Source organism: Streptomyces acidiscabies (assembly GCF_020010905.1).
GTDB lineage: Bacteria > Actinomycetota > Actinomycetes > Streptomycetales > Streptomycetaceae > Streptomyces > Streptomyces acidiscabies.
Map to the genome: position 1 here is coordinate 394,339 of NZ_JAGJBY010000002.1, position 22,261 is coordinate 416,599.

Annotated in this window: 36 protein-coding genes; 35 read left to right on the top strand and 1 reads right to left on the bottom strand. The window is 66.0% G+C overall.

Translation table 11 applies throughout. The features are described 5' to 3' along the window. Positions 1-369 precede the first annotated feature (369 nt). The 32 genes from rpsJ (at position 370) to truA (ending at position 18,309) form a co-directional block, all read left to right on the top strand. On the top strand, positions 370-678 hold the full coding sequence (rpsJ, locus tag J8M50_RS28765) for a 30S ribosomal protein S10 (protein ID WP_003948644.1): 309 nt from the start codon (positions 370-372) through the stop codon (positions 676-678). Positions 679-696: 18 nt separating this feature from the next. Beyond that, positions 697-1,341 (top strand): 50S ribosomal protein L3, encoded by a 645-nt coding sequence (gene rplC / locus J8M50_RS28770; RefSeq protein WP_005481233.1) that lies wholly within the window; start codon positions 697-699, stop codon positions 1,339-1,341. Between the two features lie 7 nt (positions 1,342-1,348). Continuing rightward, complete coding sequence (gene rplD / locus J8M50_RS28775; RefSeq protein WP_010354239.1) at positions 1,349-2,005, top strand: 50S ribosomal protein L4; 657 nt, start codon at positions 1,349-1,351, stop codon at positions 2,003-2,005. A gap of 1 nt (position 2,006) precedes the next feature. After that, positions 2,007-2,426 carry a 50S ribosomal protein L23 gene (gene rplW, locus J8M50_RS28780; RefSeq protein ID WP_010354238.1) on the top strand — a complete coding sequence of 140 codons (420 nt, stop codon included), beginning with the start codon at positions 2,007-2,009 and terminating at the stop codon, positions 2,424-2,426. 38 nt (positions 2,427-2,464) lie between these two features. Continuing rightward, complete coding sequence (gene rplB / locus J8M50_RS28785; protein ID WP_010354237.1) at positions 2,465-3,301, top strand: 50S ribosomal protein L2; 837 nt, start codon at positions 2,465-2,467, stop codon at positions 3,299-3,301. Between the two features lie 12 nt (positions 3,302-3,313). After that, on the top strand, positions 3,314-3,595 hold the full coding sequence (gene rpsS / locus J8M50_RS28790; protein ID WP_010354236.1) for a 30S ribosomal protein S19: 282 nt from the start codon (positions 3,314-3,316) through the stop codon (positions 3,593-3,595). A 43-nt stretch (positions 3,596-3,638) separates the two neighbouring features. Then, a complete protein-coding gene (gene rplV / locus J8M50_RS28795) occupies positions 3,639-3,986 on the top strand; it encodes a 50S ribosomal protein L22 (RefSeq protein WP_010354235.1) in 348 nt (115 codons plus the stop codon). Next, on the top strand, positions 3,986-4,828 hold the full coding sequence (rpsC, locus tag J8M50_RS28800) for a 30S ribosomal protein S3 (RefSeq protein WP_010354234.1): 843 nt from the start codon (positions 3,986-3,988) through the stop codon (positions 4,826-4,828). The genes rplV and rpsC overlap by 1 nt, the downstream gene beginning before the upstream one ends. Before the next feature lie 5 nt (positions 4,829-4,833). Beyond that, on the top strand, positions 4,834-5,253 hold the full coding sequence (rplP, locus tag J8M50_RS28805; RefSeq protein ID WP_010354233.1) for a 50S ribosomal protein L16: 420 nt from the start codon (positions 4,834-4,836) through the stop codon (positions 5,251-5,253). Then, positions 5,253-5,477 carry a 50S ribosomal protein L29 gene (rpmC, locus tag J8M50_RS28810; protein ID WP_003998824.1) on the top strand — a complete coding sequence of 75 codons (225 nt, stop codon included), beginning with the start codon at positions 5,253-5,255 and terminating at the stop codon, positions 5,475-5,477. Before rplP ends, rpmC begins: the two co-directional genes overlap by 1 nt. After that, complete coding sequence (gene rpsQ, locus J8M50_RS28815) at positions 5,477-5,764, top strand: 30S ribosomal protein S17 (protein ID WP_010354232.1); 288 nt, start codon at positions 5,477-5,479, stop codon at positions 5,762-5,764. Before rpmC ends, rpsQ begins: the two co-directional genes overlap by 1 nt. A 99-nt stretch (positions 5,765-5,863) precedes the next feature. Beyond that, positions 5,864-6,232, top strand: coding sequence for a 50S ribosomal protein L14 (rplN, locus tag J8M50_RS28820; RefSeq protein ID WP_003998823.1), 369 nt, complete (start codon positions 5,864-5,866; stop codon positions 6,230-6,232). A gap of 2 nt (positions 6,233-6,234) precedes the next feature. Continuing rightward, entirely contained in the window at positions 6,235-6,558 is a 324-nt protein-coding gene (gene rplX / locus J8M50_RS28825; RefSeq protein ID WP_010354230.1) for a 50S ribosomal protein L24, read from the top strand. Next, positions 6,558-7,115 (top strand): 50S ribosomal protein L5, encoded by a 558-nt coding sequence (gene rplE / locus J8M50_RS28830; RefSeq protein ID WP_010354229.1) that lies wholly within the window; start codon positions 6,558-6,560, stop codon positions 7,113-7,115. Before rplX ends, rplE begins: the two co-directional genes overlap by 1 nt. 2 nt (positions 7,116-7,117) lie before the next feature. Further along, complete coding sequence (locus J8M50_RS28835) at positions 7,118-7,303, top strand: type Z 30S ribosomal protein S14 (RefSeq protein WP_003956452.1); 186 nt, start codon at positions 7,118-7,120, stop codon at positions 7,301-7,303. 213 nt (positions 7,304-7,516) lie between these two features. Beyond that, entirely contained in the window at positions 7,517-7,915 is a 399-nt protein-coding gene (gene rpsH, locus J8M50_RS28840; protein WP_010354228.1) for a 30S ribosomal protein S8, read from the top strand. A 24-nt stretch (positions 7,916-7,939) separates the two neighbouring features. Then, the gene (rplF, locus tag J8M50_RS28845) at positions 7,940-8,479 is read left to right on the top strand and encodes a 50S ribosomal protein L6 (RefSeq protein ID WP_010354227.1); all 540 of its coding nucleotides are present in this window, start codon (positions 7,940-7,942) and stop codon (positions 8,477-8,479) included. Positions 8,480-8,482: 3 nt separating this feature from the next. Continuing rightward, positions 8,483-8,866 (top strand): 50S ribosomal protein L18, encoded by a 384-nt coding sequence (gene rplR / locus J8M50_RS28850; RefSeq protein WP_010354226.1) that lies wholly within the window; start codon positions 8,483-8,485, stop codon positions 8,864-8,866. A 36-nt stretch (positions 8,867-8,902) separates the two neighbouring features. Next, positions 8,903-9,511 (top strand): 30S ribosomal protein S5, encoded by a 609-nt coding sequence (gene rpsE, locus J8M50_RS28855; RefSeq protein WP_010354225.1) that lies wholly within the window; start codon positions 8,903-8,905, stop codon positions 9,509-9,511. Continuing rightward, positions 9,511-9,693, top strand: a complete 183-nt coding sequence (rpmD, locus tag J8M50_RS28860; protein WP_005313525.1) for a 50S ribosomal protein L30 — start codon at positions 9,511-9,513, stop codon at positions 9,691-9,693. Before rpsE ends, rpmD begins: the two co-directional genes overlap by 1 nt. A 2-nt stretch (positions 9,694-9,695) precedes the next feature. Continuing rightward, positions 9,696-10,151: a 50S ribosomal protein L15 gene (gene rplO, locus J8M50_RS28865; protein ID WP_010354224.1), complete on the top strand. Its 456-nt coding sequence runs from the start codon at positions 9,696-9,698 to the stop codon at positions 10,149-10,151. Positions 10,152-10,353: 202 nt separating this feature from the next. Further along, complete coding sequence (secY, locus tag J8M50_RS28870) at positions 10,354-11,667, top strand: preprotein translocase subunit SecY (protein WP_010354223.1); 1,314 nt, start codon at positions 10,354-10,356, stop codon at positions 11,665-11,667. Then, the gene (locus tag J8M50_RS28875; protein WP_010354222.1) at positions 11,667-12,317 is read left to right on the top strand and encodes an adenylate kinase; all 651 of its coding nucleotides are present in this window, start codon (positions 11,667-11,669) and stop codon (positions 12,315-12,317) included. Before secY ends, J8M50_RS28875 begins: the two co-directional genes overlap by 1 nt. A gap of 234 nt (positions 12,318-12,551) precedes the next feature. Next, positions 12,552-12,926, top strand: coding sequence for a hypothetical protein (locus tag J8M50_RS28880; RefSeq protein ID WP_010354221.1), 375 nt, complete (start codon positions 12,552-12,554; stop codon positions 12,924-12,926). A 120-nt stretch (positions 12,927-13,046) separates the two neighbouring features. Then, a complete protein-coding gene (map, locus tag J8M50_RS28885) occupies positions 13,047-13,883 on the top strand; it encodes a type I methionyl aminopeptidase (RefSeq protein ID WP_010354220.1) in 837 nt (278 codons plus the stop codon). Positions 13,884-14,083: 200 nt separating this feature from the next. Continuing rightward, positions 14,084-14,305, top strand: a complete 222-nt coding sequence (gene infA, locus J8M50_RS28890; protein WP_003948620.1) for a translation initiation factor IF-1 — start codon at positions 14,084-14,086, stop codon at positions 14,303-14,305. A gap of 59 nt (positions 14,306-14,364) precedes the next feature. After that, entirely contained in the window at positions 14,365-14,478 is a 114-nt protein-coding gene (rpmJ, locus tag J8M50_RS28895) for a 50S ribosomal protein L36 (RefSeq protein WP_003998809.1), read from the top strand. A gap of 193 nt (positions 14,479-14,671) precedes the next feature. Continuing rightward, positions 14,672-15,052: a 30S ribosomal protein S13 gene (gene rpsM, locus J8M50_RS28900; protein ID WP_010354219.1), complete on the top strand. Its 381-nt coding sequence runs from the start codon at positions 14,672-14,674 to the stop codon at positions 15,050-15,052. Positions 15,053-15,122: 70 nt separating this feature from the next. Then, positions 15,123-15,527 carry a 30S ribosomal protein S11 gene (rpsK, locus tag J8M50_RS28905; RefSeq protein WP_010354218.1) on the top strand — a complete coding sequence of 135 codons (405 nt, stop codon included), beginning with the start codon at positions 15,123-15,125 and terminating at the stop codon, positions 15,525-15,527. A gap of 128 nt (positions 15,528-15,655) precedes the next feature. After that, the gene (locus tag J8M50_RS28910) at positions 15,656-16,678 is read left to right on the top strand and encodes a DNA-directed RNA polymerase subunit alpha (RefSeq protein WP_003966937.1); all 1,023 of its coding nucleotides are present in this window, start codon (positions 15,656-15,658) and stop codon (positions 16,676-16,678) included. Between the two features lie 196 nt (positions 16,679-16,874). Further along, a complete protein-coding gene (gene rplQ / locus J8M50_RS28915) occupies positions 16,875-17,366 on the top strand; it encodes a 50S ribosomal protein L17 (protein ID WP_010354217.1) in 492 nt (163 codons plus the stop codon). A gap of 76 nt (positions 17,367-17,442) precedes the next feature. Further along, positions 17,443-18,309 (top strand): tRNA pseudouridine(38-40) synthase TruA, encoded by an 867-nt coding sequence (truA, locus tag J8M50_RS28920; protein WP_010354216.1) that lies wholly within the window; start codon positions 17,443-17,445, stop codon positions 18,307-18,309. Between the two features lie 15 nt (positions 18,310-18,324). On the opposite strand, the gene J8M50_RS28925 is transcribed toward truA, so the two are convergent. Continuing rightward, a complete protein-coding gene (locus tag J8M50_RS28925; protein WP_010354215.1) occupies positions 18,325-19,206 on the bottom strand; it encodes a hypothetical protein in 882 nt (293 codons plus the stop codon). A 346-nt stretch (positions 19,207-19,552) separates the two neighbouring features. Between J8M50_RS28925 and rplM the strand changes: the two genes are divergently transcribed. The 3 genes from rplM (at position 19,553) to glmM (ending at position 22,176) form a co-directional block, all read left to right on the top strand. Further along, positions 19,553-19,996: a 50S ribosomal protein L13 gene (gene rplM, locus J8M50_RS28930; RefSeq protein WP_010354214.1), complete on the top strand. Its 444-nt coding sequence runs from the start codon at positions 19,553-19,555 to the stop codon at positions 19,994-19,996. A gap of 49 nt (positions 19,997-20,045) precedes the next feature. Beyond that, complete coding sequence (rpsI, locus tag J8M50_RS28935; RefSeq protein ID WP_010354213.1) at positions 20,046-20,576, top strand: 30S ribosomal protein S9; 531 nt, start codon at positions 20,046-20,048, stop codon at positions 20,574-20,576. 241 nt (positions 20,577-20,817) lie between these two features. Beyond that, positions 20,818-22,176 (top strand): phosphoglucosamine mutase, encoded by a 1,359-nt coding sequence (glmM, locus tag J8M50_RS28940; RefSeq protein WP_010354212.1) that lies wholly within the window; start codon positions 20,818-20,820, stop codon positions 22,174-22,176. The last annotated feature ends 85 nt before the right edge of the window (positions 22,177-22,261 follow it).

Sequence of the window (22,261 nt, forward strand, 5' to 3'; positions counted from 1 at the left end):
TGAGCTGCGTCACTCTAGGGGTATGCTCCCCGACCCGATTGGCGGACCCGACCCCCCGTATGGCAGACTAGCGGGGTTGCTCGGTCGAGTGTTGATGCTGTGCGCCTCCCGCCGGGAGGACCGGAAGCGAGTCCCACAGTACTCGTCGCCTTAACTGCCCCAAGGGCAGCGCTGGGGCGGACGTACGGGAATCTTTCGGGAAGTGCGGTGCGGTACCGGCCAGGGGCTCGGTGGAAATCCTCGTAGATGGATGGTTCCCCTTGGGAACTTTTGTTGGCGAGGGTGCGACACGCCCGACCGCGTGGGTCGGAGCGAAGAGTGGAAACCATCGGGTTCCGGAGCGAAGAAGAACAGGACTACTGAGTAGCCATGGCGGGACAGAAGATCCGCATCCGGCTCAAGGCCTACGACCACGAGGTCATCGACTCCTCGGCGAAGAAGATCGTCGAGACGGTGACGCGCACTGGTGCGTCGGTCGCGGGCCCGGTGCCGCTGCCCACTGAGAAGAACGTGTACTGCGTCATCAAGTCGCCGCACAAGTACAAGGACTCGCGCGAGCACTTCGAGATGCGCACGCACAAGCGCCTGATCGACATTCTCGACCCGACGCCCAAGACCGTTGACTCTCTGATGCGACTCGACCTCCCGGCCGGTGTCGACATCGAGATCAAGCTCTGAAGGCCGGTGATCTGAGTAATGGCTAAGCAGATCAAGGGCATCCTGGGCGAGAAGCTCGGCATGACGCAGGTGTGGGACGAGAACAACCGTGTTGTTCCGGTCACCGTCGTCAAGGCCGGCCCCAACGTCGTCACCCAGGTCCGTACGAACGACGTCGACGGCTACGAGTCGGTCCAGATCGCCTTCGGCGAGATCGACCCGCGCAAGGTGAACAAGCCCCTCAAGGGCCACTTCGCCAAGGCCGACGTCACCCCCCGTCGTCACCTCGTCGAGATCCGCACCGCGGACGCCTCCGAGTACACGCTGGGCCAGGAGATCTCCGCCGAGGTCTTCGAGGCCGGCGTGAAGGTCGACGTCACCGGCAAGAGCAAGGGCAAGGGCTTCGCCGGTGTCATGAAGCGTCACAACTTCAAGGGCCTCGGCGCCGGTCACGGCACCCAGCGCAAGCACCGCTCTCCCGGCTCCATCGGTGGCTGCGCCACCCCGGGCCGCGTGTTCAAGGGCCTCCGCATGGCGGGTCGCATGGGCAACGAGCGTGTCACCACCCAGAACCTGACCGTCCACGCCGTTGACGCGGAGAAGGGTCTGCTGCTCATCAAGGGCGCCGTCCCCGGTCCGAACGGCGGCCTCGTCCTGGTCCGCACCGCGGCCAAGGGGGCCTGAGGTACCGATGAGCACTGTTGACATCCTTTCGCCTGCCGGCGAGAAGACCGGAAGCGTCGAACTCCCCGCGGAGATCTTCGGCGTGGAGAAGGTCAGCATCCCGCTGATCCACCAGGTCGTCGTCGCGCAGAACGCGGCTGCCCGCCAGGGCACGCACAAGACCAAGACCCGTGGCGAAGTCCGTGGTGGTGGCAAGAAGCCTTACCGCCAGAAGGGCACCGGCCGCGCCCGTCAGGGCTCGACCCGCGCGCCGCAGTTCGCCGGCGGTGGCGTCGTGCACGGCCCCCAGCCGCGCGACTACTCGCAGCGGACGCCCAAGAAGATGAAGGCCGCGGCCCTGCGCCACGCCCTCACCGACCGGGCCCGCCACAACCGCATCCACGTCGTCACCGGCGTGATCGCGGGCGAGACCCCGTCCACGAAGGCCGCTCGCACGCTGTTCGGCAAGATCTCGGAGCGCAAGAACCTGCTCCTGGTCGTCGACCGCGCCGACGAGGCCGCGTGGCTGTCCGCCCGCAACCTGCCCCAGGTCCACATCCTGGAGCCGGGCCAGCTGAACACGTACGACGTGATCGTCTCGGACGACGTGGTCTTCACCCAGGCCGCTCTCGAGTCCTTCGTCGCCGGCCCGAAGGCCAACGACATCGAAGGGACTGAGGTCTGAGATGGCTATCCGTCACCCCTCTATCGCCCCCAAGGCGGCGAAGGCCGCCAAGGCCGCGCGCGTCGCCAAGGCGAAGCGCCACGAGGCCGAGGGCAAGAACACCGTCGTCACCCCGCTCAGCAAGTCCTTCACGGACCCCCGTGACGTGCTGCTGAAGCCGGTCGTGTCGGAGAAGAGCTACGCGCTCCTCGACGAGGGCAAGTACACGTTCGTCGTGGCCCCCGGCGCCAACAAGACCCAGATCAAGCAGGCCGTCCAGGCGGTCTTCTCGGTCAAGGTCACCGGCGTCAACACGATCAACCGCCAGGGCAAGCGCAAGCGCACCAAGACCGGTTTCGGTAAGCGTGCGGACACCAAGCGCGCGATCGTGACCCTGGCCGAGGGCGACCGTATCGACATCTTCGGCGGTCCGACCGCGTAAGCGGGTCGGATCGTCCGATATCGGACGAGGACTGAGAAATGGGAATCCGCAAGTACAAGCCGACTACGCCGGGCCGTCGTGGCTCCAGCGTCGCCGACTTCGTCGAGGTCACGCGGTCCACGCCGGAGAAGTCGCTGGTCCGCCCGCTGCACAGCAAGGGCGGTCGTAACAACTCCGGTCGTGTGACCGTTCGCCACCAGGGTGGCGGACACAAGCGCGCCTACCGCGTGATCGACTTCCGTCGTCACGACAAGGACGGCGTGCCGGCGAAGGTCGCGCACATCGAGTACGACCCCAACCGCACCGCGCGCATCGCGCTGCTGCACTACGCCGACGGCGAGAAGCGCTACATCATCGCGCCGCGCGGCCTGACGCAGGGCGACCGCGTCGAGAACGGTCCCGGGGCCGACATCAAGCCCGGCAACAACCTGGCGCTCCGCAACATCCCGGTCGGTACCACGATCCACGCGATCGAGCTCCGTCCCGGTGGCGGCGCCAAGTTCGCCCGCTCCGCCGGTGCCTCGGTGCAGCTGCTCGCGAAGGAGGGCTCGATGGCCCACCTCCGCATGCCCTCCGGCGAGATCCGCCTGGTCGACCAGCGCTGCCGCGCCACGGTCGGCGAGGTCGGCAACGCCGAGCAGAGCAACATCAACTGGGGCAAGGCCGGCCGTAAGCGCTGGTTGGGCGTTCGCCCGACCGTGCGTGGCGTGGCGATGAACCCGGTCGACCACCCGCACGGTGGTGGTGAGGGCAAGACCTCCGGTGGTCGCCACCCGGTCTCCCCGTGGGGTCAGAAGGAGGGTCGTACTCGCTCGCCCAAGAAGGCGTCGAGCAAGTACATCGTCCGCCGCCGCAAGACGAACAAGAAGCGCTAGGAGCGGGTTTAGATGCCGCGCAGTCTCAAGAAGGGACCCTTCGTCGACGGCCACCTGATCAAAAAGGTGGACGCCCAGAACGAAGCCGGTTCCAAGAACGTCATCAAGACCTGGTCCCGTCGCTCCATGATCATCCCGGCGATGCTCGGGCACACGATCGCGGTGCACAACGGCAAGATCCACATCCCGGTGTTCGTCACCGAGTCGATGGTCGGCCACAAGCTCGGCGAGTTCTCGCCGACGCGCACCTTCCGGGGTCACGTCAAGGACGACCGGAAGTCGAAGCGCCGCTAAGCGCGGATCGCATCAGACACGTAAGTAACTGAGAGGGACAACCATGGAAGCCAGGGCCCAGGCGCGGTACATCCGCGTTACGCCCATGAAGGCCCGCCGCGTGGTGGACCTTATCCGTGGCATGGACGCCACGGAGGCTCAGGCGGTCCTGCGATTCGCCCCGCAGGCCGCTTCCGAGCCCGTCGGCAAGGTGCTGGACAGCGCCATCGCCAACGCCGCTCACAACTACGACCACCCCGACGCCACGTCGCTGTTCATCAGCGAGGCGTACGTCGACGAGGGCCCGACCCTGAAGCGGTTCCGTCCGCGCGCCCAGGGCCGTGCCTACCGGATCCGCAAGCGGACCAGCCACATCACCGTGGTCGTCAGCAGCAAGGAAGGAACCCGGTAATGGGCCAGAAGGTTAACCCGCATGGGTTCCGGCTCGGCATCACCACGGACTTCAAGTCCCGGTGGTACGCCGACAAGTCGTACAAGGAGTACGTCGGCGAGGACGTCGCCATCCGTCGGATGATGACGTCCGGCATGGAGCGCGCCGGTATCTCGAAGGTTGAGATCGAGCGCACCCGTGACCGCGTCCGCGTCGACATCCACACCGCGCGTCCGGGCATCGTCATCGGCCGCCGCGGCGCCGAGGCCGACCGTATCCGCGGTGACCTGGAGAAGCTGACCAAGAAGCAGGTCCAGCTCAACATCCTTGAGGTCAAGAACCCGGAGACGGACGCTCAGCTGGTGGCCCAGGCCGTCGCCGAGCAGCTGTCCTCCCGCGTCTCCTTCCGCCGTGCCATGCGCAAGAGCATGCAGTCGGCGATGAAGGCCGGCGCCAAGGGCATCAAGATCCAGTGCGGTGGCCGTCTCGGCGGCGCCGAGATGTCCCGCTCGGAGTTCTACCGCGAGGGCCGTGTGCCCCTGCACACGCTCCGCGCGAACGTGGACTACGGCTTCTTCGAGGCCAAGACGACCTTCGGCCGTATCGGTGTGAAGGTCTGGATCTACAAGGGCGACGTCAAGAACATCGCCGAGGTCCGCGCCGAGAACGCCGCAGCCCGCGCCGGCAACCGCCCGGCCCGTGGCGGTGCCAACGACCGTCCGGCCCGTGGTGGCCGTGGCGGCGGTGGCGGCGAGCGTGGCGGTCGCGGTCGTAAGCCGCAGCAGGCAGCCGCTGCCGAGGCCCCCGTGGCCGAGGCTCCGGCCGCTGCTCCGGCTGCCGAAAGCACCGGAACGGAGGCCTGACCGACATGCTGATCCCCCGTAGGGTCAAGCACCGCAAGCAGCACCACCCCAAGCGGGACGGCGCTGCCAAGGGCGGCACGCAGGTGTCGTTCGGCGAGTACGGCATTCAGGCCCTTACCCCGGCCTACGTGACGAACCGTCAGATCGAGGCCGCTCGTATCGCCATGACGCGTCACATCAAGCGTGGCGGCAAGGTCTGGATCAACATCTACCCGGACCGTCCCCTCACCAAGAAGCCCGCCGAGACCCGCATGGGTTCCGGTAAGGGTTCCCCGGAGTGGTGGATCGCCAACGTCAAGCCCGGACGCGTGATGTTCGAGCTGTCGTACCCCAACGAGAAGATCGCCCGTGAGGCGCTGACTCGTGCGGCCCACAAGCTGCCGATGAAGTGCCGGATCGTCAAGCGCGAGGCAGGTGAAGCGTGATGTCGGCCGGTACCAAGGCGTCCGAGCTGCGCGAACTGGGTGACGAGGAGCTTCTCGCGAAGCTCCGCGAAGCCAAGGAAGAGCTGTTCAACCTCCGCTTCCAGGCGGCGACGGGCCAGCTCGAGAACCACGGTCGGCTCAAGGCCGTCCGTAAGGACATCGCGCGGATCTACACCCTGATGCGTGAGCGCGAGCTGGGCATCGAGACGGTGGAGAGCGCCTGATGAGCGAGAACAACGTGACTGAGCAGACCGCAGAGGCCCGCGGCTTCCGCAAGACCCGTGAGGGTCTCGTCGTCAGCGACAAGATGGACAAGACCGTCGTCGTCGCCGTCGAGGACCGCGTGAAGCACGCTCTGTACGGCAAGGTCATCCGCCGTACGAACAAGCTCAAGGCTCACGACGAGCAGAACGCCGCCGGCGTCGGCGACCGTGTCCTCCTGATGGAGACCCGGCCGCTGTCCGCCACGAAGCGGTGGCGCATCGTCGAGATCCTCGAGAAGGCCAAGTAAATCTCCTGCTGGGCATTCCCCGCAGGACGGTTCCGCCAGGCTCCGGGAGCCGCTCGCTGAGCGGCTCCCGGGGAACCGGCAGACACACAGGAGATAGACGTGATCCAGCAGGAGTCGCGACTGCGCGTCGCCGACAACACTGGTGCGAAGGAAATCCTTTGCATCCGTGTGCTCGGTGGCTCCGGTCGCCGCTACGCGGGCATCGGTGACGTCATCGTTGCCACCGTCAAGGACGCGATCCCGGGCGGCAACGTGAAGAAGGGCGATGTCGTCAAGGCGGTCATCGTGCGCACCGTCAAGGAGCGCCGTCGTCCGGACGGCTCGTACATCCGCTTCGACGAGAACGCCGCCGTCATTCTGAAGAACGACGGTGACCCTCGTGGTACCCGCATCTTCGGCCCCGTCGGGCGTGAGCTGCGCGAGAAGAAGTTCATGAAGATCATCTCGCTGGCCCCGGAGGTGCTGTAAGCATGAAGATCAAGAAGGGCGACCTGGTCCAGGTCATCACCGGTAAGGACAAGGGCAAGCAGGGCAAGGTCATCGCGGCCTTCCCCCGCGAGGACCGGGTCCTGGTCGAGGGTGTCAACCGGGTCAAGAAGCACACCAAGGCCGGTCCGACCGCTGGCGGTTCGCAGGCCGGCGGCATCGTCACGACCGAGGCGCCCGTCCACGTCTCCAACGTCCAGCTGGTCGTTGAGAAGGACGGCAAGAAGGTCGTCACGCGTGTCGGTTACCGCTTCGACGACGAGGGCAACAAGGTTCGCGTTGCCAAGCGGACGGGTGAGGACATCTGATGGCTACCACCACCACTCCGCGTCTCAAGACGAAGTACCGCGAGGAGATCGCGGGCAAGCTGCAGGACGAGTTCACCTACGAGAACGTCATGCAGATCCCCGGCCTCGTGAAGATCGTGGTCAACATGGGTGTCGGCGACGCCGCCCGTGACTCGAAGCTGATCGAGGGCGCGATCCGCGACCTCTCCACGATCACCGGCCAGAAGCCGCAGGTCACCAAGGCCCGCAAGTCCATCGCGCAGTTCAAGCTGCGTGAGGGCCAGCCGATCGGTGCCCACGTCACGCTCCGCGGCGACCGCATGTGGGAGTTCCTGGACCGCACCCTGTCGCTCGCGCTTCCGCGCATCCGCGACTTCCGTGGCCTGTCTCCCAAGCAGTTCGACGGCCGTGGCAACTACACCTTCGGTCTCACGGAGCAGGTCATGTTCCACGAGATCGACCAGGACAAGATCGACCGCGTCCGGGGTATGGACATCACCGTGGTGACCACGGCGACCAACGACGCTGAGGGCCGTGCGCTCCTTCGTCACCTCGGCTTCCCGTTCAAGGAGGCGTGAGCATGGCGAAGAAGGCTCTGATCGCTAAGGCTGCTCGCAAGCCCAAGTTCGGTGTGCGCGCGTACACCCGCTGCCAGCGCTGCGGCCGTCCGCACTCCGTGTACCGCAAGTTCGGCCTGTGCCGTGTGTGCCTTCGTGAGATGGCTCACCGCGGCGAGCTGCCGGGCGTGACCAAGAGCTCCTGGTAGTCCCGCACTTAGGGATTCCAGAGGCTCTCGGTAAGCACTGGGCGTGTCAGGCGCCCCCCTCTCCATGGCTTAGGCTTGGAGGGTTGGGCGCCTGACAGTCGCCCGTACGACTTACTACGCCGTAGGTCCCCGCACCGCACCCGTCCCGCCACCGAGTGGGGAGAGGGATGGCGCATACAGGAAACCCCGGCGAGAGAGGCCGAAGGCCAATTCATGACCATGACTGACCCGATCGCAGACATGTTGACGCGTCTGCGGAACGCGAACTCGGCGTACCACGATTCCGTGACCATGCCGGCTTCGAAGATCAAGTCCCACATCGCGGAGATCCTCCAGCAGGAGGGCTTCATCACGGGCTGGAAGGTCGAGGACGCCGAAGTCGGCAAGAACCTCACCATCGAGCTCAAGTTCGGCCCGAACCGTGAACGCTCCATCGCGGGCATCAAGCGGATCTCCAAGCCCGGTCTCCGGGTTTACGCGAAGTCCACCTCCCTGCCGAAGGTGCTGGGCGGCCTCGGCGTGGCGATCATCTCCACGTCGCACGGGCTCCTCACCGAAAAGCAGGCCGGCAAGAAGGGCGTGGGTGGGGAAGTCCTCGCCTACGTCTGGTAGCAGAAGGGAACGGAGGAAACAGCTATGTCGCGTATCGGCAAGCTCCCCATCGCGGTTCCCGCCGGCGTGGACGTCACCATCGACGGCCGCACGGTGAAGGTCAAGGGCCCCAAGGGCGAGCTGACCCACACCGTTGCAGCTCCGATCGACATCGCCAAGGGCGAGGACGGCGTGCTGAGCGTCACCCGCCCCAACGACGAGCGTCAGAGCAAGGCCCTGCACGGCCTGTCCCGCACGCTGGTGGCGAACATGATCACCGGCGTGACCCAGGGTTACGTGAAGAAGCTCGAGATCAGCGGTGTCGGTTACCGAGTCGCCGCCAAGGGCACCAACCTTGAGTTCGCTCTCGGTTACAGCCACCCGATCGTGGTCGAGGCCCCCGAGGGGATCACCTTCAAGGTGGAGAACCCGACCCACTTCCAGGTCGAGGGCATCGACAAGCAGAAGGTCGGCGAGGTTGCGGCGAACATCCGCAAGCTGCGCAAGCCTGACCCGTACAAGGCCAAGGGTGTCAAGTACGAGGGCGAAGTCATCCGCCGCAAGGTCGGAAAGGCGGGTAAGTAAGCCATGGCATACGGACAGAAGATCCTGAAGGGCGACGCCTACAAGCGCGCCGCGATCAAGCGCCGTCACCTGCGCATCCGCAAGCGGATCAACGGTACGGAAGAGCGTCCTCGTCTGGTCGTTACCCGCTCCAACCGCCACATCGTGGCCCAGGTGATCGACGACCTCAAGGGGCACACCCTTGCGTCGGCGTCCACCCTGGACACCTCGATCCGCGGTGGCGAGGGCGACAAGTCGGCCCAGGCCAAGCAGGTCGGCGCCCTGGTCGCCGAGCGTGCCAAGGCCGCCGGTGTCGAGGCCGTGGTGTTCGACCGTGGTGGCAACCAGTACGCCGGGCGCATCGCCGCCCTGGCGGACGCCGCCCGCGAAGCCGGGCTCAAGTTCTGAGCCGCTCGTAGCTAGCGGAAAGAGAGAGGTAATCCAATGGCTGGACCCCAGCGCCGTGGAAGCGGTGCCGGTGGCGGCGAGCGGCGGGACCGTAAGGGTCGTGACGGTGGCGCAGCTGCCGCCGAGAAGACCGCGTACGTCGAGCGTGTCGTCGCGATCAACCGTGTCGCCAAGGTTGTCAAGGGTGGCCGTCGCTTCAGCTTCACCGCGCTCGTCGTGGTGGGCGACGGTGACGGCACCGTAGGTGTCGGTTACGGCAAGGCCAAGGAGGTGCCGGCCGCCATCGCCAAGGGTGTTGAGGAGGCCAAGAAGCACTTCTTCAAGGTCCCCCGTATCCAGGGCACCATCCCGCACCCGATCACGGGCGAGAAGGCCGCGGGCGTCGTCCTGCTCAAGCCTGCCTCCCCCGGTACCGGCGTCATCGCCGGTGGCCCGGTGCGTGCCGTGCTGGAGTGCGCGGGCGTGCACGACATCCTGTCGAAGTCGCTCGGCTCGTCCAACGCGATCAACATCGTCCACGCGACGGTGGAGGCCCTCAAGGGTCTCCAGCGTCCGGAGGAGATCGCGGCTCGCCGTGGCCTCCCCCTGGAGGACGTCGCCCCCGCGGCTCTGCTGCGGGCGCGTGCCGGGGCTGGTGCTGCGTAATGGCCCGCCTCAAGATCACGCAGACGAAGTCCTACATCGGCAGCAAGCAGAACCACCGTGACACGCTGCGTTCGCTCGGGCTCAAGCGCCTGAACGACGTCGTCGTCAAGGAGGATCGTCCCGAGTTCCGCGGCATGGTGCACACCGTCCGCCACCTCGTGACGGTCGAGGAGGTCGACTGATCATGGCGGAGAACAGCCCGCTCAAGATCCACAACCTCCGTCCGGCCCCCGGCGCCAAGACCGCCAAGACCCGTGTGGGTCGTGGTGAGGCGTCGAAGGGTAAGACGGCAGGCCGTGGTACCAAGGGTACGAAGGCCCGTTACCAGGTTCCGGAGCGCTTCGAGGGTGGCCAGATGCCCCTCCACATGCGTCTTCCGAAGCTGAAGGGCTTCCGGAACCCGTTCAAGACCGAGTTCCAGGTTGTCAACCTCGACAAGCTGGCGGCCCTCTACCCCGAGGGTGGCGAAGTCACCGTCGAGGGTCTGGTGGCCAAGGGCGCGGTTCGCAAGAACAGCCTCGTCAAGGTCCTCGGCCAGGGTGAGCTCTCCGTGGCGCTGCAGGTGACGGTCGACGCCGTCTCCGGCTCCGCCAAGGAGAAGATCACCGCCGCCGGCGGCACGGTCACCGAGCTCGTCTGATCACCTCAGGCGCCTCGATGACATGAGCGATCCCGACCGGGGATACCCCACAAAAGGGGTATCCCCGGTCGGTCGTTCCAGAGGGGGCAGTGTCGCCGGTAAGGTGGCCTGCGCTGTCTGTTATTCAGCACCGTCATCAACCAACCGTCGAACCTCAGACCGTCACCCTTGACGCAGATGCGCGGGGGTCGCAGGAGGCACCGTGCTCACCGCGTTCGCCCGGGCGTTCAAGACGCCCGACCTGCGCAAGAAGCTGCTCTTCACGCTCGGTATCGTCGTGGCCTACCGGGTCGGTACCCACGTCCCGATCCCCGGCGTCGACTATAAGTCCGTCCAGCAGTGCGTGGACGAGGCGTCCGGCAACCAGAGCCTCTTCGGGCTGATCAACATGTTCAGCGGCGGCGCGCTGCTCCAGATCACGATCTTCGCGCTCGGGATCATGCCGTACATCACGGCGAGCATCATCCTCCAACTGCTGACCGTCGTGATCCCGCGCCTGGAAGCCCTCAAGAAGGAAGGGTCGGCGGGTACCGCGAAGATCACGCAGTACACCCGCTACCTGACCGTGGCGCTCGCCATCCTTCAGGGCACCGGTCTCGTCGCCACCGCCCGCAGCGGCTCCCTCTTCTCCGGCTGCTCCGTCGCGAGCAACATCGTCCCGGACCGCGACATCTTCTCCACCATCGTGATGGTCATCTGCATGACCGCCGGTACGGCCCTCGTCATGTGGCTCGGTGAGCTCATCACCGACCGCGGCATCGGCAACGGCATGTCCATCCTGATGTTCATCTCGATCGCCGCGACCTTCCCCTCCGCGCTCTGGGGCATCAAGAAGCAGGGCACCCTGGCGGGCGGCTGGATCGAGTTCGGCACCGTCATCGCGGTCGGCCTCGTCATGGTCGGCCTCGTCGTCTTCGTCGAGCAGGCCCAGCGGCGCATTCCCGTCCAGTACGCGAAGCGCATGATCGGCCGCCGGTCCTACGGCGGTACGTCGACCTACATCCCCCTCAAGGTGAACCAGGCGGGCGTCATCCCCGTCATCTTCGCCTCGTCGCTGCTCTACATCCCGGCGCTGATCGTCCAGTTCTCCAACTCGCAGGCCGAGTGGGCGACCTGGGTCACCCGCAATCTCGCCGACACAGCGGCGCCGGTGCACATCGCGCTGTACTTCCTGCTGATCGTGTTCTTCGCCTTCTTCTACGTCGCGATTTCCTTCAACCCCGAGGAAGTTGCCGACAACATGAAGAAGTATGGTGGATTCATCCCGGGCATCCGGGCTGGCCGACCGACCGCTGAGTACCTCTCCTACGTACTCAACCGGATCACCTGGCCGGGTTCGCTGTACTTGGGCCTGATCGCTCTCGTCCCGACGATGGCGTTGGCTGGTTTCGGGGCAAACCAGAACTTCCCGTTCGGCGGTACCAGCATCCTGATCATCGTGGGTGTCGGTCTGGAGACCGTGAAGCAGATCGAGAGCCAGCTCCAGCAGCGCAATTACGAAGGGTTCCTCCGCTGATGCGAATCGTCCTCGTCGGGCCGCCGGGTGCCGGGAAGGGTACGCAGGCCGCGTTCCTCGCCAAGAACCTGTCGATCCCGCACATCTCCACGGGTGATCTCTTCCGCGCCAACATCAGCCGGCAGACCGAGCTCGGGAAGCTCGCCAAGTCCTACATGGACGCGGGCAACCTGGTGCCGGACGAGGTCACCATCGGGATGGCCAAGGACCGCATGGAGCAGCCGGACGCCGAGGGCGGTTTCCTCCTCGACGGCTTCCCGCGCAACGTCTCGCAGGCCGAGGCGCTCGACGAGATGCTCCGCACCGAGTCCATGAAGCTGGACGCGGTGCTGGACCTGGAGGTCCCCGAGGAGGAGGTCGTCAAGCGGATCGCCGGTCGGCGGATCTGCCGCGAGGACTCCAGCCACGTCTTCCACGTGACGTACAGCCCGCCGAAGCGTGACGGTGTCTGCGACGTCTGCGGCGGCGAGCTGTACCAGCGCGACGACGACTCCGAGGACACCGTCCGTACGCGGCTGGAGGTCTACCACACGCAGACCGAGCCGATCATCGACTACTACAAGTCCCAGGGGCTGGTCGTCACCATCTCCGCGCTGGGCAAGGTCGACGAGGTCACGGCGCGTGCGATGGAAGCGCTCCAGGGCGAGTAGGCCCCGGTTATTCGCATCGAGCCCCCGCTCGTCCCTCAGGGACGGCGGGGGCTTCTTTGTGCGCGCTCTGTCTTTGGGTGGGCTTTGCTGAAACATCAGATAGTCGTGGACATGCAAGATCCCGATGGATAAGGTCGTGCCGACCAACGGGGGAAACGGTGGTCGGCAGGGCCAACTTCCGTATGCCCCCGTGCAGTTGAGCCGTTCTCGGCTCTCACAACGGGGAGAAGATTCATGAAGACCGCAATCAAGCGCGCGGGCATCGTCGCCGCCTCCGCCGCCGTCGCCATCGGGTTCGCGTCCTCGCCGGCCATGGCGAGCAACGTCAGCATCAGCCTGCCGAACAGCCGCGGGACGATGACCTTCATCGACGACGGCGACAAGTTCCGCGTCTGTGACACCCGCGTCGACGACCACGGGGTCACCGGGTACGTCCGGCAGCTCCGCGCCGACGGCCGCATCGTCACCATCCTGACCATCGACGACGGTGGCGACAACGGCTGCGACACGAAGGAGACCGACCTCCTCGGCCGTACGCCGCACGACATGGTGCTCTGCTGGAACGGCGGCGGTGCCTGTGTCGTCTCGCCGGTGATCCGCGAGAGCTGAGCCCTCCAGTTCCCTCCGAAGCCCCGGTCGAGTGCACCGACCGGGGCTTCGGCGTACGTCTGTGCGTGGGCGTATCCTGAGGTGCCGAAAACGACCGTGGCCCAGGAGGCGCAACCCAGCATGGTGCAGATCAAGAGTCCCGAGCAGATTGCCAAGATGCGGGTGGCGGGGCTCGTCGTGGCGGCGATCCACGCTGCCACTCGGGAAGCCGCTGTGCCGGGGGCGTCCACCCGCGACCTCGACGAGGTGGCCCGCAAGGTGCTCGCGGAGCACGGGGCCAAGTCCAACTTCCTCGGGTACGGCGGATTCCCGGCGACCATCTGCACGTCCGTGAACGACGTCGTCGTCCACGGCATCCCCTCCGACGAGGTCGTCCTCAAGTCCGGGGACATCATCTCCATCGACTGCGGGGCGATCGTGGACGGGTGGCACGGGGACGCCGCGTACACCGCGTTCGTCGGCTCCGGGCACGCTCCCGAACTGGTCGAGCTGTCCCGGGTGACCGAGGAGTCCATGTGGGCCGGGATCGCCGCGATGAAGGCGGGCAGCCGGCTGGTCGACGTCTCGCGGGCCATCGAGACGTACATCCGGCGCCAGCCGAAGCCCGGTGGCGGCCGGTACGGGATCATCGAGGACTACGGCGGGCACGGCATCGGTACGGAGATGCACATGGACCCGCATCTCCTGAACTACGTCGAGCGCAAGCGCGGCAAGGGCCCCAAGCTGGTCCCCGGCTTCTGCCTCGCGATCGAGCCGATGGTGTCGCTCGGCACCCCGAAGACCGAGGTCCTCGCGGACGACTGGACGGTCATCACGACCGACGGCACGTGGTCGTCCCACTGGGAGCACAGCGTGGCCCTCACGGAGGCCGGGCCCCTGGTCCTGACGGCTCCGGACGGCGGCAAGGCGAAACTGGCGGAGTACGGGGTGACGGCGGCTCCCGATCCGCTGGCCTGACGTCCTCCTCTCCCGTCCTTCGGGGGCGTGTGGGGCTGTTTGGGGGAAAAGGGGGGTTGGGGATCTTCGTTGGGGGGCATCCTTCTCGATTCGTCTTTCTGGGTGGGGTGACGTAGACTGACGCGTCGGCTTTCGTGCATTCGTGTGTCTGGAATGCGGCAGCGGGAGTCGATCAAGGTAGTCGATTCGAAGGGCGAAGCGTGGCCAAGAAGCAAGGTGCCATCGAGATCGAGGGCACTGTCGTCGAGTCTCTTCCGAACGCGATGTTCAAGGTAGAGCTCCAGAACGGCCACCAGGTCCTGGCCCACATCAGCGGCAAGATGCGGATGCACTACATCCGTATCCTCCCTGACGACCGGGTCGTTGTGGAGCTTTCTCCGTACGACCTGACCCGTGGCCGGATCGTCTACCGCTACAAGTAGATCTTGCCCGCATCCCGCTCACGCGGGGTGGTGGCACTGACCCGGAGAACCTCAATCCCATGAAGGTCAAGCCGAGCGTCAAGAAGATCTGCGACAAGTGCAGGGTGATCCGCCGTCACGGCCGGGTCATGGTCATTTGCGAGAACCCGCGCCACAAGCAGCGCCAGGGCTGACCGCAACCCGATCCACCCCTCTGCATCCGCAGAATCTTCGCGCGACGCGAGCTGAATTGTTCATACGCAGGACCCAGACGGCCGAGCCGTCTGACACCCCCGGTTCGGAGGCCGGGGACCCGGTTCGTACCTAGTACGGCGAGCTGGGAGGCGGTCCTGTGGAAGACCTCCGACGATCACCAGGAGCCATTTAATGGCACGCGTTTCCGGTGTTGACATCCCGCGCGAAAAGCGTGTGGAAGTCGCCCTCACCTACGTGTTCGGCATCGGCCGGACCCTCTCGCAAGAGACGCTGGCTGCGACCGGCATCAACCCCGACACCCGCGTCCGCGACCTGAGCGAAGAGCAGCTCGTCGCGATCCGCGAGTACGTGGACGCCAACATCAAGACCGAGGGTGACCTCCGTCGCGAGGTCCAGGCCGACATCCGCCGCAAGGTCGAGATCGGCTGCTACCAGGGTCTGCGGCACCGCCGTGGCCTGCCCGTCCGCGGGCAGCGCACCAGCACGAACGCTCGTACCCGCAAGGGCCCGCGTCGCGCCATCGCCGGCAAGAAGAAGCCGGGCAAGAAGTAGTCCTCAGCGGACAACGCTTCATCAGCGGTCTTCGCTGTAGGACCGACCACCTCCCCGTAGGAGTTTGTAGATGCCCCCCAAGGGTCGTCAGGGCGCTGCCAAGAAGGTGCGCCGCAAGGAAAAGAAGAACGTCGCGCACGGCCAGGCGCACATCAAGAGCACGTTCAACAACACGATCGTGTCCATCACGGACCCGGCCGGAAACGTGATCTCGTGGGCCTCCGCCGGTCACGTCGGCTTCAAGGGCTCCCGCAAGTCCACGCCGTTCGCCGCGCAGATGGCCGCCGAGTCGGCTGCCCGTCGCGCGCAGGAGCACGGCATGCGCAAGGTCGACGTGTTCGTCAAGGGCCCGGGTGCCGGTCGTGAGACCGCGATCCGTTCCCTCCAGGCCACTGGCCTTGAGGTCGGCTCGATCCAGGACGTCACGCCCACCCCGCACAACGGCTGCCGTCCGCCCAAGCGTCGCCGCGTCTGATCTTTGGCGCAGGCCGTTTGGTCTGAGGTTTCCGGGCGGTACGGCTCTTTCGGGCCGTATCGCCCGTACCCTTGTAGTACAGAGTCGGGCGTCAAATAGCGGGCGCCCACAACTGAAGGATTCACCACATGCTGATCGCTCAGCGTCCGTCGTTGACCGAAGAGGTCGTCGACGAGTTCCGCTCCCGGTTCGTCATCGAGCCGCTGGAGCCGGGGTTCGGCTACACCCTCGGCAACTCCCTGCGTCGTACGCTCCTCTCCTCGATCCCGGGTGCGGCTGTCACGTCCATCCGTATCGACGGCGTCCTGCACGAGTTCACCACCGTGCCGGGTGTCAAGGAGGACGTCACCGACCTGATCCTCAACATCAAGCAGCTCGTCGTCTCCTCCGAGCACGATGAGCCCGTCGTGATGTACCTGCGCAAGCAGGGCCCGGGTCTGGTCACCGCCGCCGACATCGCGCCGCCGGCCGGTGTCGAGGTGCACAACCCCGACCTCGTCCTCGCCACGCTCAACGGCAAGGGCAAGCTGGAGATGGAGCTGACGGTCGAGCGTGGCCGCGGTTACGTCTCCGCCGTGCAGAACAAGCAGGTCGGTCAGGAGATCGGGCGTATTCCGGTCGACTCGATCTACTCGCCGGTTCTCAAGGTCACGTACAAGGTCGAGGCGACTCGTGTCGAGCAGCGCACCGACTTCGACAAGCTGATCGTGGACGTCGAGACCAAGCAGGCGATGCGTCCTCGTGACGCCATGGCCTCTGCCGGTAAGACGCTGGTCGAGCTGTTCGGGCTTGCTCGTGAGCTGAACATCGACGCCGAGGGTATCGACATGGGGCCGTCCCCCACGGATGCCGCTCTCGCCGCTGATCTGGCGCTGCCGATCGAGGAGCTTGAGCTCACGGTTCGGTCGTACAACTGCCTCAAGCGTGAGGGCATCCACTCTGTGGGTGAGCTCGTTGCTCGGTCCGAGGCTGACCTGCTCGACATTCGTAACTTCGGTGCGAAGTCGATCGACGAGGTCAAGGCGAAGCTGGCCGGTATGGGTCTCGCGCTCAAGGACTCGCCTCCCGGGTTCGACCCGACCGCCGCGGCTGACGCCTTTGGCGCCGACGATGACGCGGACGCGGGTTTCGTGGAGACCGAGCAGTACTGATCTAAGAGCTCGGGCCATCCGGTTCGTGCTTGGGTGCGGGTGCGCTGTGGCTTGTCGCGCAGTTCCCCGCGCCCCTAAGGGCGATGCCCCTTTCCGGAGTTTCGTAAGAAGCCTCGGATCTCTGACAGGCGACCGTCTGCTCAGATACTGACCCCGGTACCTCGTACGGCCGGGGCAGACACCTCAGGAGAATGAAATGCCCAAGCCCACCAAGGGTGCCCGTCTCGGTGGTAGTGCTTCTCACGAGAAGCTGCTTCTGGCGAACCTTGCCAAGTCGCTCTTCGAGCACGGTCGGATCACCACGACCGAGGCGAAGGCGCGTCGGCTGCGGCCGTACGCCGAGCGGCTGGTGACCAAGGCGAAGAAGGGTGACCTTCACAACCGTCGCCAGGTGCTTCAGGTCATCACGGACAAGAGCATCGTCCACACGCTCTTCACCGAGATCGGCCCGCGGTACGAGAACCGTCCCGGTGGTTACACCCGTATCACCAAGATCGGTAACCGTCGTGGCGACAACGCGCCCATGGCTGTCATCGAGCTGGTCGAGGCGCTGACGGTTGCGCAGCAGGCGACGGGTGAGGCCGAGGCCGCGACGAAGCGCGCGGTCAAGGAGGCCGACGAGGCCAAGGCTGTCGAGGAGACCAAGGTCGAGGAGACCGAGGCCACCGAGGAGTCGAAGGACGCGTAAGCGTTCGGCAGGTGTTGTACGGGCCCGCTCCTTCACAGGAGCGGGCCCGTTCTCTTTTCCTGAGAGGAACTTTCCCGTGAGTGATGACGTGCGGACCGGGTTCGTACGGGTTCGGCTCGACCTTTCCTACGACGGCACCGGATTTCACGGGTGGGCCAAGCAGGCCGGGGGGAAGCGGACCGTTCAGGGGGAGGTTGAGGATGCTCTGCGGACCGTTACGCGGTCCGGGGAGGTTGGGTACGACCTCACCGTTGCGGGGCGTACCGATGCCGGGGTGCATGCTCGGGGGCAGGTTGCTCATGTTGATCTGCCTGAGGCTGTGTGGGGGGAGCATCGGGAGAAGTTGCTCAAGCGGCTCGCCGGGCGGTTGAGCAAGGATGTGCGGGTGTGGGGGGTTGCTGAGGCTCCTGCCGGGTTCAATGCTCGGTTCGCGGCTCTGTGGCGGCGGTACGTGTATCGCGTGGGGGATCAGGCCGGTGGGGTCGATCCGTTGCTTCGGAGTCATGTGCTGTGGCACGACTGGCCGTTGGACGTCGCCGTGATGGATGCCGCCGCCAAGTCACTTGTCGGGGAGCATGACTTCGCCGCCTACGCCAAGAAGCGGGAAGGCGCTTCCACCGTGCGGGAGATCTTCGACTTCGGGGTGCGGCGGCGGGACGACGGGGTGGTCGAGGTCGAGGTGCGGGCCGATGCCTTCTGTCACAACCAAGTGCGGTCGATGGTGGGGGCGTTGCTGTTCGTGGGGGACGGGCATCGGGATGCGGGGTGGCCCCGGCGGGTGTTGGACGCCGGGGTGCGCGACAGCGCCGTACACGTCGTACGGCCGAACGGGCTGACGTTGGAGGAAGTCGCTTACCCGGCGGACGAGTTGCTTGCCGAGAGGCAGGTGCAGGCGCGCCGGGTGCGGGGGGTTGTGCACGTCGGTCGGGCTTCCCGGACGTGATGAAGATCTCAGGCGTTACGACGTGGCCGCCGCTGATGCCTGGGTCTCGCCGCGGCGGTTGATCTGCTGGAACGTGAACTCCGCGAGGGTGTCGCCCGCCGCGAAGACGGCCGTGTCGGTCTTCGTGACGTTCTTGCCGTTCGTGAAGCCCGAGACCGTGAAGTAGGCGTACCGGCCGTAGGAGTTGGTGGTCGAGCGGCAGATCGCGCCGTTGCAGAAGGCGGCTATGCCGTTGCCGGACAGGGGCTTCACGAAGCTCTTGTCGTCCGCGTCCTTCTTCGCCTTCAGGGCCTGCGCCTCGGTGTCGAAGACGGCCACGCCGACCGTCGTCGCTATGCCGTCCTTCACGTACGTGACGCGCATCAGGCGGGTGCAGCCGTTGTCCTTCAGGACCTTCGGGAGCGAGCCCTGGGAGCCGCTGTCGCAGGCGGGGCTGTCGGCGGACGGGCCCTTGCGGAACGTGCCGCCCGTGAGGGTGACCTGGGTGCCCGGGAAGAGGAGGTGCGGGCCGTTGGGCGCCGTGTCCTTCGTCTTGTCCGAGATGAACTCCTTCGGGTTCAGCGGCGGCGGGGCCGTCGTCGGCGCGAAGGAGGGGGCCGAGGAGGCGCTCGGCAGGTCGCCGCCGGCCGCGGGCAGGGACGACGTCGGCTTGTTCGCCGTACCGCCGCCGTTCGCCGAGACCACGGCCATCGCCACGGCCGTACCGATCGCGACGGTCGCCGCGGCGCCGCCGCCGATCAGGAAGATCCGCTTGCGCCTGTTGCGCTTCTCCGAGGACTCCGCGAGGGCGGCCCAGTCGGGGCCGCTCGGGCCGGTGCTCTCACCGTTCCACGGCTGCTGGGAGTTCGGTTTCCACGGATCCCACTGGGACGGAGGTCCCCCCTGCCCATAGCTCATGCGCCGCATCCTAGACGGGGCGACACACCGGTGGGGCAGCCTCGGGAAGCTTTGAAACCCACTCACCCGTAGATGTCGTGTTTGGGTGTGAGGGAGTTCCCAGGAAGGGCGCGGGCGGGGGCGGGAGGGCTCGTTTTGACCCGCCCGTGGGGGCCCGGGTACTCTGGCTAGTCGTTGTGTATTGGCTTCCTCGTTTCCACGCGAGAGAGCCTTACCTAGGTTCCCTGGAGCAGTTTCCAGTGGGCGGCATACGGGCAGTGTTCCCGGCCATTGTCGTCCCCAACTGCACGATCGCTTCAGTGATGCCATGTGTCAGCACCCCATCCCTGAAGAAGAAGGCTGCTAAGTGCGTACGTACAGCCCCAAGCCCGGCGATGTGACTCGCCAGTGGCACGTCATCGACGCCCAGGACATCGTCCTGGGCCGTCTCGCCAGCACCACCGCGTCCATCCTGCGCGGCAAGCACAAGGCGATCTACGCGCCCCACGTCGACACCGGTGACTTCGTCATCATCATCAACGCCGACAAGGTGCACCTCTCCGGCAACAAGCGGACCCAGAAGATGGCGTACCGCCACAGCGGCTACCCGGGCGGTCTGCGCTCGGTCCGCTACGACGAGCTGCTGGACAAGAACCCGGAGAAGGCCATCGAGAAGGCCGTCAAGGGGATGCTCCCGAAGAACACGCTGGGCCGTCAGATGCTCTCGAAGCTGAAGGTCTACAGGGGTGACCAGCACCCGCACGGCGCGCAGCAGCCGCAGCCGTTCGTGATCACCCAGGTCGCGCAGTAATTCCGGCCACGCAGACCATTCACTAGCCAAGAGAAGCTGAGGAAACACCGTGGCTGAGACCACTGCCGAGCAGCCGCTCGACAACGACGTCGACATCGAGAACGTCGACATCGAGAGCTACACCACCGAGTCCGAGGTCGTCGTGGAGGGTGACTACACCTCCGAGTCCCTCGCGGGTCGTTTCGGTGACCCCCAGCCGGCCGCCGGCCTGGGCCGCCGCAAGAACGCCATCGCCCGTGTCCGGATCGTTCCGGGTACCGGCAAGTGGAAGATCAACGGTCGCACCCTTGAGGACTACTTCCCCAACAAGGTGCACCAGCAGGAAGTCAACGAGCCCTTCAAGGTTCTTGAGCTCGAAGGCCGTTACGACGTCATCGCGCGTATCGGTGGTGGCGGTGTCTCCGGGCAGGCCGGTGCGCTGCGTCTCGGTGTCGCTCGTGCGCTGAACGAGGCCGACGTCGACAACAACCGTGGTGCGCTGAAGAAGGCGGGCTTCCTGCGTCGTGACGACCGTGCGGTCGAGCGTAAGAAGGCCGGTCTGAAGAAGGCTCGTAAGGCTCCGCAGTACAGCAAGCGCTAGGCTCCGCCGGGGGCGCCGTTTTCGGCCGCCGGTCCGTTGTGGCTGGTCGCGCAGTTCCCCGCGCCCCTGGGGGGTGGCAGCTTCGCTGCCTACCCCTTATCGCTTGTTCGAATGCCCCGGCGGCACGCCCGTGCTGTCGGGGCATTCGTTTATTGCTGCCTTGGGCGTATAACGGCACAAGACGCTCATAGGCTCATGTGATCGGATGATCTCCGTAAGTGACGCTTCCTCAGGAGGACAAGTGGGACGACTCTTCGGTACCGACGGCGTGCGTGGAGTGGCCAACGCGGATCTGACTGCCGAGATGGCGCTCGGTCTGTCTGTCGCGGCTGCTCATGTGCTTGCCGAGGCGGGTACGTTCGAGGGGCATCGGCCCACCGCTGTCGTCGGGCGGGATCCTCGGGCGTCCGGGGAGTTTCTCGAAGCGGCCGTTGTTGCGGGGTTGGCCAGTGCCGGGGTGGATGTGCTCAAGGTCGGGGTGCTGCCCACCCCTGCCGTGGCTTATCTCACGGGTGTTCTTGGCGCCGATCTCGGTGTCATGCTCTCCGCCAGCCACAACGCCATGCCCGACAACGGGGTCAAGTTCTTCGCTCGTGGTGGGCACAAGCTTGCGGACGATCTTGAGGATCGGATCGAGGCCGTGTACGAGAGCCATCGGCATGGTGAGCCCTGGTCGCGGCCCACGGGGAGCGGGGTCGGGCGGGTTCGTTCCTACGGCGAAGGGTTCGATCGGTACGTCGCCCATCTCATCGGGGTGCTGCCCAATCGGCTCGACGGGCTGAAGATCGTCCTCGACGAGGCGCATGGCGCTGCCGCTCGGGTGTCGCCGGAGGCGTTCTCCCGTGCCGGGGCTGAGGTTGTCACCATTGGTGCCGAGCCTGATGGGCTCAACATCAATGACGGGTACGGGTCCACCCATCTCTCCAAGATCAGGGACGCGGTTCTTTCCCACGGTGCTGATTTCGGGATCGCGCATGATGGGGACGCGGATCGGTGTCTTGCCGTCGATCACACCGGGGAGGAGGTCGACGGGGATCAGATTCTTGCGGTGCTCGCGCTGGATATGCGGGAACGGGGGGTTCTGCGGGCCGACACCGTTGTCGCTACCGTCATGTCCAACCTCGGGTTCAAGCTTGCGCTTGAGCGGGAGGGGTTGTCTCTTGTGCAGACCGCTGTGGGGGATCGGTATGTGCTGGAGTCCATGAAGGAGCATGGGTACGCGCTCGGGGGGGAGCAGTCCGGGCACGTCATCATTCTTGATCATGCGACTACGGGGGACGGGACGCTTACGGGGCTGATGTTGGCGGCTCGGGTGGTCTCCAGCGGTAAGTCTCTGCGCGACCTTGCTGGTGTCATGCAGCGTCTGCCGCAGGTTTTGATCAACGTCCCTGATGTGGATCGGTCTCGGGTGTCTACGTCGGCGGAGCTGGCGGCGGCTGTCACCGAGGCGGAGCGGGAGTTGGGGGCGACGGGGAGGGTTCTGTTGCGGCCCTCTGGTACGGAGCCGTTGGTTCGGGTCATGGTGGAGGCGGCGGATCAGGGGCAGGCGCAGTCGGTGGCGTCGCGGTTGGCGGATGCGGTGAAGTCGGCGCTGGGGTAGGTGCCGTGCCGGGTTCGGGAGGGGTGGGGCTGTGCGCGGCGGGGTGCGGGTGCGTCGTGGCTTGTCGCGCAGTTCCCCGCGCCCC

Excerpts from the sequence above, each read along its gene's own strand:
- rpsJ (WP_003948644.1), top strand. The coding sequence starts at position 370 with ATGGCGGGACAGAAGATCCGCATCCGGCTCAAGGCCTACGACCACGAG.
- rplC (WP_005481233.1), top strand. The coding sequence starts at position 697 with ATGGCTAAGCAGATCAAGGGCATCCTGGGCGAGAAGCTCGGCATGACG.
- rplD (WP_010354239.1), top strand. The coding sequence starts at position 1,349 with ATGAGCACTGTTGACATCCTTTCGCCTGCCGGCGAGAAGACCGGAAGC.
- rplW (WP_010354238.1), top strand. The coding sequence starts at position 2,007 with ATGGCTATCCGTCACCCCTCTATCGCCCCCAAGGCGGCGAAGGCCGCC.
- rplB (WP_010354237.1), top strand. The coding sequence starts at position 2,465 with ATGGGAATCCGCAAGTACAAGCCGACTACGCCGGGCCGTCGTGGCTCC.
- rpsS (WP_010354236.1), top strand. The coding sequence starts at position 3,314 with ATGCCGCGCAGTCTCAAGAAGGGACCCTTCGTCGACGGCCACCTGATC.
- rplV (WP_010354235.1), top strand. The coding sequence starts at position 3,639 with ATGGAAGCCAGGGCCCAGGCGCGGTACATCCGCGTTACGCCCATGAAG.
- rpsC (WP_010354234.1), top strand. The coding sequence starts at position 3,986 with ATGGGCCAGAAGGTTAACCCGCATGGGTTCCGGCTCGGCATCACCACG.
- rplP (WP_010354233.1), top strand. The coding sequence starts at position 4,834 with ATGCTGATCCCCCGTAGGGTCAAGCACCGCAAGCAGCACCACCCCAAG.
- rpmC (WP_003998824.1), top strand. The coding sequence starts at position 5,253 with ATGTCGGCCGGTACCAAGGCGTCCGAGCTGCGCGAACTGGGTGACGAG.
- rpsQ (WP_010354232.1), top strand. The coding sequence starts at position 5,477 with ATGAGCGAGAACAACGTGACTGAGCAGACCGCAGAGGCCCGCGGCTTC.
- rplX (WP_010354230.1), top strand. The coding sequence starts at position 6,235 with ATGAAGATCAAGAAGGGCGACCTGGTCCAGGTCATCACCGGTAAGGAC.
- rplE (WP_010354229.1), top strand. The coding sequence starts at position 6,558 with ATGGCTACCACCACCACTCCGCGTCTCAAGACGAAGTACCGCGAGGAG.
- J8M50_RS28835 (WP_003956452.1), top strand. The coding sequence starts at position 7,118 with ATGGCGAAGAAGGCTCTGATCGCTAAGGCTGCTCGCAAGCCCAAGTTC.
- rpsH (WP_010354228.1), top strand. The coding sequence starts at position 7,517 with ATGACCATGACTGACCCGATCGCAGACATGTTGACGCGTCTGCGGAAC.
- rplF (WP_010354227.1), top strand. The coding sequence starts at position 7,940 with ATGTCGCGTATCGGCAAGCTCCCCATCGCGGTTCCCGCCGGCGTGGAC.
- rplR (WP_010354226.1), top strand. The coding sequence starts at position 8,483 with ATGGCATACGGACAGAAGATCCTGAAGGGCGACGCCTACAAGCGCGCC.
- rpsE (WP_010354225.1), top strand. The coding sequence starts at position 8,903 with ATGGCTGGACCCCAGCGCCGTGGAAGCGGTGCCGGTGGCGGCGAGCGG.
- rpmD (WP_005313525.1), top strand. The coding sequence starts at position 9,511 with ATGGCCCGCCTCAAGATCACGCAGACGAAGTCCTACATCGGCAGCAAG.
- rplO (WP_010354224.1), top strand. The coding sequence starts at position 9,696 with ATGGCGGAGAACAGCCCGCTCAAGATCCACAACCTCCGTCCGGCCCCC.
- J8M50_RS28875 (WP_010354222.1), top strand. The coding sequence starts at position 11,667 with ATGCGAATCGTCCTCGTCGGGCCGCCGGGTGCCGGGAAGGGTACGCAG.
- J8M50_RS28880 (WP_010354221.1), top strand. The coding sequence starts at position 12,552 with ATGAAGACCGCAATCAAGCGCGCGGGCATCGTCGCCGCCTCCGCCGCC.
- map (WP_010354220.1), top strand. The coding sequence starts at position 13,047 with ATGGTGCAGATCAAGAGTCCCGAGCAGATTGCCAAGATGCGGGTGGCG.
- rpmJ (WP_003998809.1), top strand. The coding sequence starts at position 14,365 with ATGAAGGTCAAGCCGAGCGTCAAGAAGATCTGCGACAAGTGCAGGGTG.
- rpsM (WP_010354219.1), top strand. The coding sequence starts at position 14,672 with ATGGCACGCGTTTCCGGTGTTGACATCCCGCGCGAAAAGCGTGTGGAA.
- rpsK (WP_010354218.1), top strand. The coding sequence starts at position 15,123 with ATGCCCCCCAAGGGTCGTCAGGGCGCTGCCAAGAAGGTGCGCCGCAAG.
- J8M50_RS28910 (WP_003966937.1), top strand. The coding sequence starts at position 15,656 with ATGCTGATCGCTCAGCGTCCGTCGTTGACCGAAGAGGTCGTCGACGAG.
- rplQ (WP_010354217.1), top strand. The coding sequence starts at position 16,875 with ATGCCCAAGCCCACCAAGGGTGCCCGTCTCGGTGGTAGTGCTTCTCAC.
- J8M50_RS28925 (WP_010354215.1), bottom strand. The coding sequence starts at position 19,206 with ATGAGCTATGGGCAGGGGGGACCTCCGTCCCAGTGGGATCCGTGGAAA.